At 67.0% G+C, this 6,528-nt stretch carries 8 protein-coding genes; 6 read left to right on the top strand and 2 right to left on the bottom strand.

The genetic code is table 11. The annotated features are described in order from the left end of the window. Nucleotides 1-69 precede the first annotated feature (69 nt). The gene (locus ON45_RS19085) at nt 70-966 is read left to right on the top strand and encodes a haloalkane dehalogenase (RefSeq protein ID WP_040496110.1); all 897 of its coding nucleotides are present in this window, start codon (nt 70-72) and stop codon (nt 964-966) included. Between the two features lie 9 nt (nt 967-975). On the opposite strand, the gene ON45_RS19080 is transcribed toward ON45_RS19085, so the two are convergent. After that, nucleotides 976-1,902, bottom strand: coding sequence for a TIGR03564 family F420-dependent LLM class oxidoreductase (locus tag ON45_RS19080; RefSeq protein WP_040496108.1), 927 nt, complete (start codon nt 1,900-1,902; stop codon nt 976-978). Here ON45_RS19080 and ON45_RS23940 point away from each other — a divergent pair. From ON45_RS23940 to ON45_RS19065, 3 genes are read left to right on the top strand one after another with little or no spacing between them, the layout of a single operon-like run. Beyond that, entirely contained in the window at nt 1,889-2,353 is a 465-nt protein-coding gene (locus ON45_RS23940; protein ID WP_277619188.1) for a GFA family protein, read from the top strand. The genes ON45_RS19080 and ON45_RS23940 overlap by 14 nt on opposite strands. 19 nt (nt 2,354-2,372) lie before the next feature. After that, entirely contained in the window at nt 2,373-3,263 is an 891-nt protein-coding gene (locus tag ON45_RS19070; RefSeq protein ID WP_051063384.1) for an SMP-30/gluconolactonase/LRE family protein, read from the top strand. Further along, nucleotides 3,264-4,013 carry a class I SAM-dependent DNA methyltransferase gene (locus ON45_RS19065; protein ID WP_040496106.1) on the top strand — a complete coding sequence of 250 codons (750 nt, stop codon included), beginning with the start codon at nt 3,264-3,266 and terminating at the stop codon, nt 4,011-4,013. It abuts the gene before it with no gap. Nucleotides 4,014-4,052: 39 nt separating this feature from the next. Here ON45_RS19065 and ON45_RS19060 read toward each other — a convergent pair whose 3' ends face one another. Then, a complete protein-coding gene (locus tag ON45_RS19060; RefSeq protein ID WP_040496104.1) occupies nt 4,053-4,589 on the bottom strand; it encodes a VOC family protein in 537 nt (178 codons plus the stop codon). Between the two features lie 95 nt (nt 4,590-4,684). Between ON45_RS19060 and ON45_RS19055 the strand changes: the two genes are divergently transcribed. Continuing rightward, a complete protein-coding gene (locus tag ON45_RS19055) occupies nt 4,685-5,644 on the top strand; it encodes a TauD/TfdA dioxygenase family protein (RefSeq protein ID WP_083915168.1) in 960 nt (319 codons plus the stop codon). Further along, nucleotides 5,641-6,516, top strand: coding sequence for a phosphate/phosphite/phosphonate ABC transporter substrate-binding protein (locus ON45_RS19050; RefSeq protein ID WP_148288781.1), 876 nt, complete (start codon nt 5,641-5,643; stop codon nt 6,514-6,516). Before ON45_RS19055 ends, ON45_RS19050 begins: the two co-directional genes overlap by 4 nt. Nucleotides 6,517-6,528 lie beyond the last annotated feature (12 nt).

Here is a 6,528-nt window from a genome sequence, read left to right as displayed (position 1 = left end):
GCGCTCCGTGCGCGAACTGTTCACGAGTTCGTTGATTCCGGGGCCGGTGGGGTCTGACATGCTCGGGGCATGGGGACCACCGCACCGCTGCCGAAGAAGAACCTCGATGTGACCGTCGGTTCGACCACGAAGTCGATGGCGTACTTCGACTCGGGACCGGTCGGTGACACGGACCGCACGATCGTCTTCCTCCACGGCAACCCGACGTCGTCGTATCTGTGGCGCAACATCATCCCGCATGTCGACCAGCTCGGACGGGTCGTCGCCCCCGATCTGATCGGTCAGGGTGACTCCGACAAACTCGACGACGCCGGTCCCGACAGCTACACGTTCGTCGAACATCGCGAGTGGCTGGACGCTCTGATCGACCAACTGGACCTCGGCGACGAAATCGTCCTCGTGGTGCACGACTGGGGTTCCGCGCTGGGTTTCGACTGGGCGCGCCGTCACGAGGATCGCGTTGCCGGAATCGCCTACATGGAGGCGATCGTCCAGCCGATCGCCTCGTGGGACGACTGGCCGCCGAACGCTCGCGGCATCTTCCAGGGGCTGCGTTCCGACGCCGGTGAGGATCTGTGCCTCGTCAAGAACCTGTTCGTCGAAGCGATCCTGCCGAACGCCATCATCAGCGGTCTGACCGCGGAGGAGATGGAGGTGTACCGCGCGCCGTTCGCCGAGGAGGGCGAGGGCCGACGGCCGACGCTCACCTGGCCGCGCCAGATCCCGATCGAGGGCGAGCCGTCCGACGTGGTCGAGATCGTGCAGACCTACGCCGACTGGATGAACACCAACGAGATCCCGAAGCTGTTCATCGACGCCGATCCCGGTTCGATCCTGAACGGACGCCAGCGCGAATTCTGTCGGGGCTGGCCGAACCAGACCGAGAAGCGCGTCGAGGGAATCCACTTCGTCCAAGAGGACAGCCCCGACGAGATCGGCAAGGCGATCGCCGCCTGGCTCGAATGAGGGATGCCGTCAGGCTGAGCCGTACGCCTGCAGGAGATCGAGGGTGCGGTCGGTGCCGTTGGCGTCGCCGATCACCACGGCGGTGAAGTCGGTCGCCCCGGCCGCGCCGATCGCGTCGAGTCCGGCCCGTACCTCGTCCTCCGGACCGACCAGGCTCAGCTCACCGAGTCCGTGGACCCCTTCGATGTCGAGCATCGCTCGGTACGACGGCAGGTTGGCGTAGTCGGCGAGCATCTGTCCGAGGAAGTCCCGGGTCGGCTGAGGATCGTCGGTCACGCACACCGGCAGGCTGCACACCTTGCGCGGCGTCGGCCGACCGGCCTCGTCGGCCGCGGCGTCGATGATCGGCACGATCTGGTCGGCCAGGGTCTTCGGACCCACGCACCACAGGATCGTCCCGTCGCTGCGTTTGCCCGCCATCTTCAACATCTGCTCACCGAGTGCCGCCAACATCACGAGCGGCTTGCCGGCGGATTGTCCGTCCGCGGCGGGAATCGGCGCCTCCCGCTCGAGGGTCCACACCTCCCCCTGCAGCGATGCCGTACCGGACTCGAGCAGCGAGTCGAGGATCGCGAGGTACTCCGACATGTGCTTGACGGGGCGCTCCCACTTCATGCCCCACCACTCCTCGACCGTGAACTGGTGGGCCAGGCCGATCCCGACGACGAGGCGACCTCCCGACGCCGCCTGAGTCGTGAGGGCTGCCGCCGCCATCGTCTCGGGGTGACGCGTCCAGGTCGGCACGACGGCGGTCCCGAGCTCGATCTCGCTCGTCGCCTGGCCGGCAAGTGCGAGCAGGCTGAGCGAATCGATCATGCCCGTCTGGGCCAGCCACCAGCTCGAGAACCCCTTCGATTCGTTCGCGACCGCGTCGCCGACGAGCGCGGTGACGTCGGGGCGGGCGAGGAGTCCTGATGCGTTGATGCCGATTCTCATCTGGCCGACCGTACCGATCGGGTGGATCCAACCCTGTGTCACACTGACACGTGTGAATGGATCGTGCCTGTGCGGCACCGTGCGCTGGTCGGCGCTGCAGCCGCCTCGACCGGTGTTCGAGTGCCACTGCGTCCGTTGTCAGAAGACCACAGGGAACCACATGGCCGCCACCGCGTTCGAGACCGACGCCGTGGACATCGACGGTGCATCACTGCGGTGGTATTCCCCGGATGACGACCCGAACGTCGCCTACGGCTTCTGCGCGATCTGCGGTTCGTCGCTGTTCTTCCGCTGCGGTGTCGCGGACGGTACGAACGCGTCCACGTCCGTCTGCGCCGGATCGATCGACGGCCGATCCGGCCTCTCGACGAGCGAGGTCTGGTTCGCCGACTCCGCCGCCGACCACGTGCGCCTCGATCCCGGCATCACCACCTTCTCGGGGCAGCCCTGATCCGAAGTAGTTTCGGCTGATGGACTACTCCACGCAGATGCACGCCGACTGGACCCTCGTGATCGACGGGATCGACTTCGGCGAGGGGCCGCGGTGGCACGACGGGCGCCTGTGGTTCAGCGACTTCTACCAGCAGACGATCTCGTCGGTGGAGATCCACCCCGACGGTTCCGGCACCCGCCACGTCGAACTCGAGCACGACGGTCGCCCCTCCGGACTCGGATGGTTGCCCGACGGACGCTTGTTGTTCGTGTCGATGCTCGACCGCAAGATCATGCGCCGCGAGGCCGATGGAACCGTCGTCGTGCACGCCGACCTCTCCGAGGTGGCCAACGGGCACGTGAACGACATGGTCGTGTCGTCGGAGGGCGTCGCATACGTCGGCAACTTCGGGTTCGACTTCGAGGGTGGCGAGAACGTCGAGGCCACGACCATGGCGATCGTCCGTCCCGACGGAAGCGTCACCGCGGACGACCATCCCCTGCTGTTCCCGAACGGCGCGGTCCTGACCCACAGCGAACGCACGTTGATCGTCGGCGAGACCTTCGGCGGCCAGTACACGGCGTTCACGATCGATCACGACGGGTCACTGACCGAGCCGCGCATCTGGGCCGCGGTCGACGGGACCGCACCCGACGGCTGCACGCTCGACGACGAGGAGGGGATCTGGTTCGCCGACGCCGTCGGGCAACAGATCGTTCGCGTCGTCGGGTCGGGTGACATCGACGACCTCTCGACGACACACATCGGGACGCCGAACAACACCTATGCCTGCATGCTCGGAGGCGACGACGAACAGACGCTGTTCATCCTCACCGCCGACGACGCCAGCCCCGACAAGGTCGCCGGGACCGCGAGCGGGGCGATCTATTCGACCCGCGTCGAGGTCCGCCACGCCGGACGTCCCTGAATCGCCGTGCCGCAGAACGTCTTCGTCGGCACCGTCGCCCGCGACTACGACGCGCTCGAGTCCACCCTCTCGCGACCGGCGCCGGTCGACTCGGCCGTCGCCTTCCTCGCCGAGGTCGCCGGTGGAGGCGCCGCGTTGGAGTTCGCGATCGGAACCGGCCGGATCGCGCTGCCGCTCCACGCTGCGGGCGTCGCGGTGCACGGGATCGAGATCTCGGCCGACATGGTCGACGAACTCCGTCGGAAACCCGGCGGTGGCGAAGGCAGGATCCCGGTGGCGGTCGGTGACATGGCGACGACCCGTGTGGCCGGAGAGTTCGCGCTCGTGTACCTCGTGTACAACACGATCCAGAACCTCTTGGAGCAGGACGAGCAGGTCGCCTGTTTCCGCAACGCCGCGGCACATCTCGCGCCGGGTGGATGTTTCGTGGTCGAGAGCGGGGTGCCGAGCGTGCGCCGACTCCCGCCGGGAACGTCCGCGGTTCCGTTCGACGTGTCCGCGCGCCACCTCGGCTTCGACACGTACGAACTCGCTCGGCAGCGCCTCACGTCGCACCACTACTTCACCGACGAGGACGGGACGACGACCTACTCGGCCACGCAGCACCGTTTCGTGTGGCCCGCCGAACTCGACCTGATGGCACGACTCGCCGGTCTCGAACTCCGGGAACGTTGGTCGAACTGGGAGCGGGATCCGTTCACCGACGACAGCGAGAGCCACGTCTCCGTCTGGACCAAACCGCCCGCCTGACCCACGGATGTCCGTTGGCGCCCGGCACCGACGAACATGTCAGAGAACGGTCATGCCGTACATCTCACCGAGCGGGTCGGCGATCAGTTCGAGACGCTCGCCATCGGGTCCCGCGAAGTACAGCGAGCTCCCACCGACCTCGAAGGTCTCGACTCCGACGTCGTGCAGCTTCGCTCCGAGCCGCTCCCAGTTCTCGCGGGTCACGGAGATCGCCAGATGATGATGTCCGCCGAGCACCTCGGCGTACTCGTCGAGGCCGAGACCGGGGAAGTCGAAGAAGGCGAGCGTGTTGCCGTTGCCGATGTCGAAGAAGAAGTGGGTCGACCCCTCGTAGTCACGGTTCTCGAAGAGTTCGGTCAACGGGAACTCGAGCAGCCCTTGGTAGAAGTCGATCGTCTGCACCACGTCCGAGCAGATCAACGCCTGGTGGTGTTGACCGCGCGCCGATGACGCCGGTCGCGACTCGGCCGGCGCGATGTAGCGCTGCCGCAACTCCTCCCACTCGTCGTCGCGATGGGGATGATCCCCGTCGCGGTCGCTCCCGAAGCTCGGCGTCTCCACTGCATCCGTTGCCATCGCAACATCGTCCCACACCGTTCGGAACCGGCGCTCTCGCTGCGCCAGACTGGGTTGACCGAGCGACTCCGCTCGTGAGTCACGAGGGCATCGACATGACCATCACCGAACCACGTCCGACGTCGGGAGCGACCACGATCTCGGTGACGCCGCAGTCACCGACGATCGGTGCCGAGATCGGCGGGGTCGATCTGGCGGAGGATCTGTCGGACCAGACGATCGCGGACATCCGCCAGGCGCTTCTCGACTGGAAGGTGTTGTTCTTCCGCGACCAGGACATCACGACCGAGCAGCATCTTGCATTCGGCCGACGATTCGGCGAACTCGAGGTCCATCCGTTCGCGCCGCCACACCCGGAGTACGCCGAGGTGCTGCGGATCACCCACGGCGAGGGCGCTCCGGGACTCGAGAACGGGTGGCACTCCGACGTGACCTGGCGGGTCGAGCCGTCACTCGGATCGATCCTGCGGATGCTCGAGGGGCCCGCGGTCGGCGGCGACACCCTGTTCGCCGACATGTACGAGGCATACGAGGGACTCCCCGACTACGTCAAGGAGAAGGTCGAGGGACAGACCGCACGCCACGACTTCACGCGCTTCAAGATCGGGATGCGCAAGCAAGGCGCGATGGAGGAGGAGATCGCCGCGGTCGAGGAGCGGTTCCCGAACCCGCACCATCCGGTGATCCGGACGCATCCCGAGACCGGTCGGAAGGCGATCTACGTCAACAGCGCGTTCACCCGCGAGATCGACGACATGAACCCGGACGAGAGCGAGGAGCTGTTGCAGATCCTCTACCGGCAAGCCAGCTACCCCGAGTATCAGGTACGCCTCCGCTGGCAACCCGACACGATCGCGTTCTGGGACAATCGCTCGGTGCAGCACTATGCGGTCTCCGACTACTACCCGCAGACGCGAGTGGTCGAGCGGGTCACGGTCATCGGCGACACCCCGTACTTCGATCCCGACCAGGCACCGACCGGCCTCCCTCCGCGTCCGTTCAGGGGGCAGATCGAACGCGATCGTCGCGGTGTCGATTGGCGTCGTCAGCGTTGACCGCGTCGCCGTTCATCGCCGGTCTCCCGATGTACGACTGGCCGGAGGTCGCCGACGCGCTCGACGATCTGTGGACGCACATCGCCGACGCCGGCCGCGCGATGGGTCTGGCGATGCCGAGTCGGCTCGTGCGTCGAGCGGACCTCGTCTCGCTCTGGTCCGATCCGACGATGCTGCTGGGCCAGGTCTGCTCGCTCAATCCCGTTCGTGATGGCCTCGGCGAGACGGAGGTCGTGGGAACGCTCGTGTACGACGCACCCGCCGACCTCCCGCAGCCCGAGCCCGGGAGCTACTACTCGGTCATCGTGTGTCGACGTGACGACCCGCGCCGTCCGTCGGGGAATTGTGATCTCGGGTCCGGCGTCGCGACCGCCGACGTGGAGCGGTTCGCCGGAGCACGCGTTGCCGCCAACGGAACCGACTCGCAGTCGGGCTATTGGAGCCTCGGTCACTTCGTTCGAGATCTCGTGGCCGACGGACCGATCTTCGGCGACGTCCTGTTCACCGGCGCCCACCGGGATTCGGTCAACGCGGTGGCCGACGGAACCGCCGATCTCGCCGCGATCGACGTGCACTCATGGCGTCTCGCCCGCGAGTACGAGCGGGACGCAACCGAGCAGCTCGCGGTCATCGGCACGACGGCGCCGACACCGGGAGTGGTGTGCGTCGTGTCGTGGGAGCTCAAGAACCATCGACCCGCCCTCGACGCCGCCCTCCACGAGGCGGTCGCGGGTTTCGTCGGGACTCCAGCCGCCGAACGCCTCCACCTCAGCGGCTATCGCTCCCGTCGACTCGAGGAGTTCCAGATCGTCGCCGACCAGGTCGAATCCGCCGGCCACCACCCGTGGCACCGTGTGCCATCCGGTGTCTGACACCCGATGGCA

This window comes from Ilumatobacter nonamiensis YM16-303 (genome assembly GCF_000350145.1).
Taxonomy (GTDB): domain Bacteria; phylum Actinomycetota; class Acidimicrobiia; order Acidimicrobiales; family Ilumatobacteraceae; genus Ilumatobacter_A; species Ilumatobacter_A nonamiensis.
Note: the sequence above shows the minus strand (reverse complement) of the source record. Positions and strands in the feature narration are given on the sequence as shown.

Bases quoted from the DNA above. Each gene is read 5' to 3' on its own strand.
- ON45_RS19085 (WP_040496110.1), top strand. From the start codon at position 70: ATGGGGACCACCGCACCGCTGCCGAAGAAGAACCTCGATGTGACCGTC.
- ON45_RS23940 (WP_277619188.1), top strand. From the start codon at position 1,889: ATGCCGATTCTCATCTGGCCGACCGTACCGATCGGGTGGATCCAACCC.
- ON45_RS19080 (WP_040496108.1), bottom strand. From the start codon at position 1,902: ATGAGAATCGGCATCAACGCATCAGGACTCCTCGCCCGCCCCGACGTC.
- ON45_RS19070 (WP_051063384.1), top strand. From the start codon at position 2,373: ATGGACTACTCCACGCAGATGCACGCCGACTGGACCCTCGTGATCGAC.
- ON45_RS19060 (WP_040496104.1), bottom strand. From the start codon at position 4,589: ATGGCAACGGATGCAGTGGAGACGCCGAGCTTCGGGAGCGACCGCGAC.
- ON45_RS19055 (WP_083915168.1), top strand. From the start codon at position 4,685: ATGACCATCACCGAACCACGTCCGACGTCGGGAGCGACCACGATCTCG.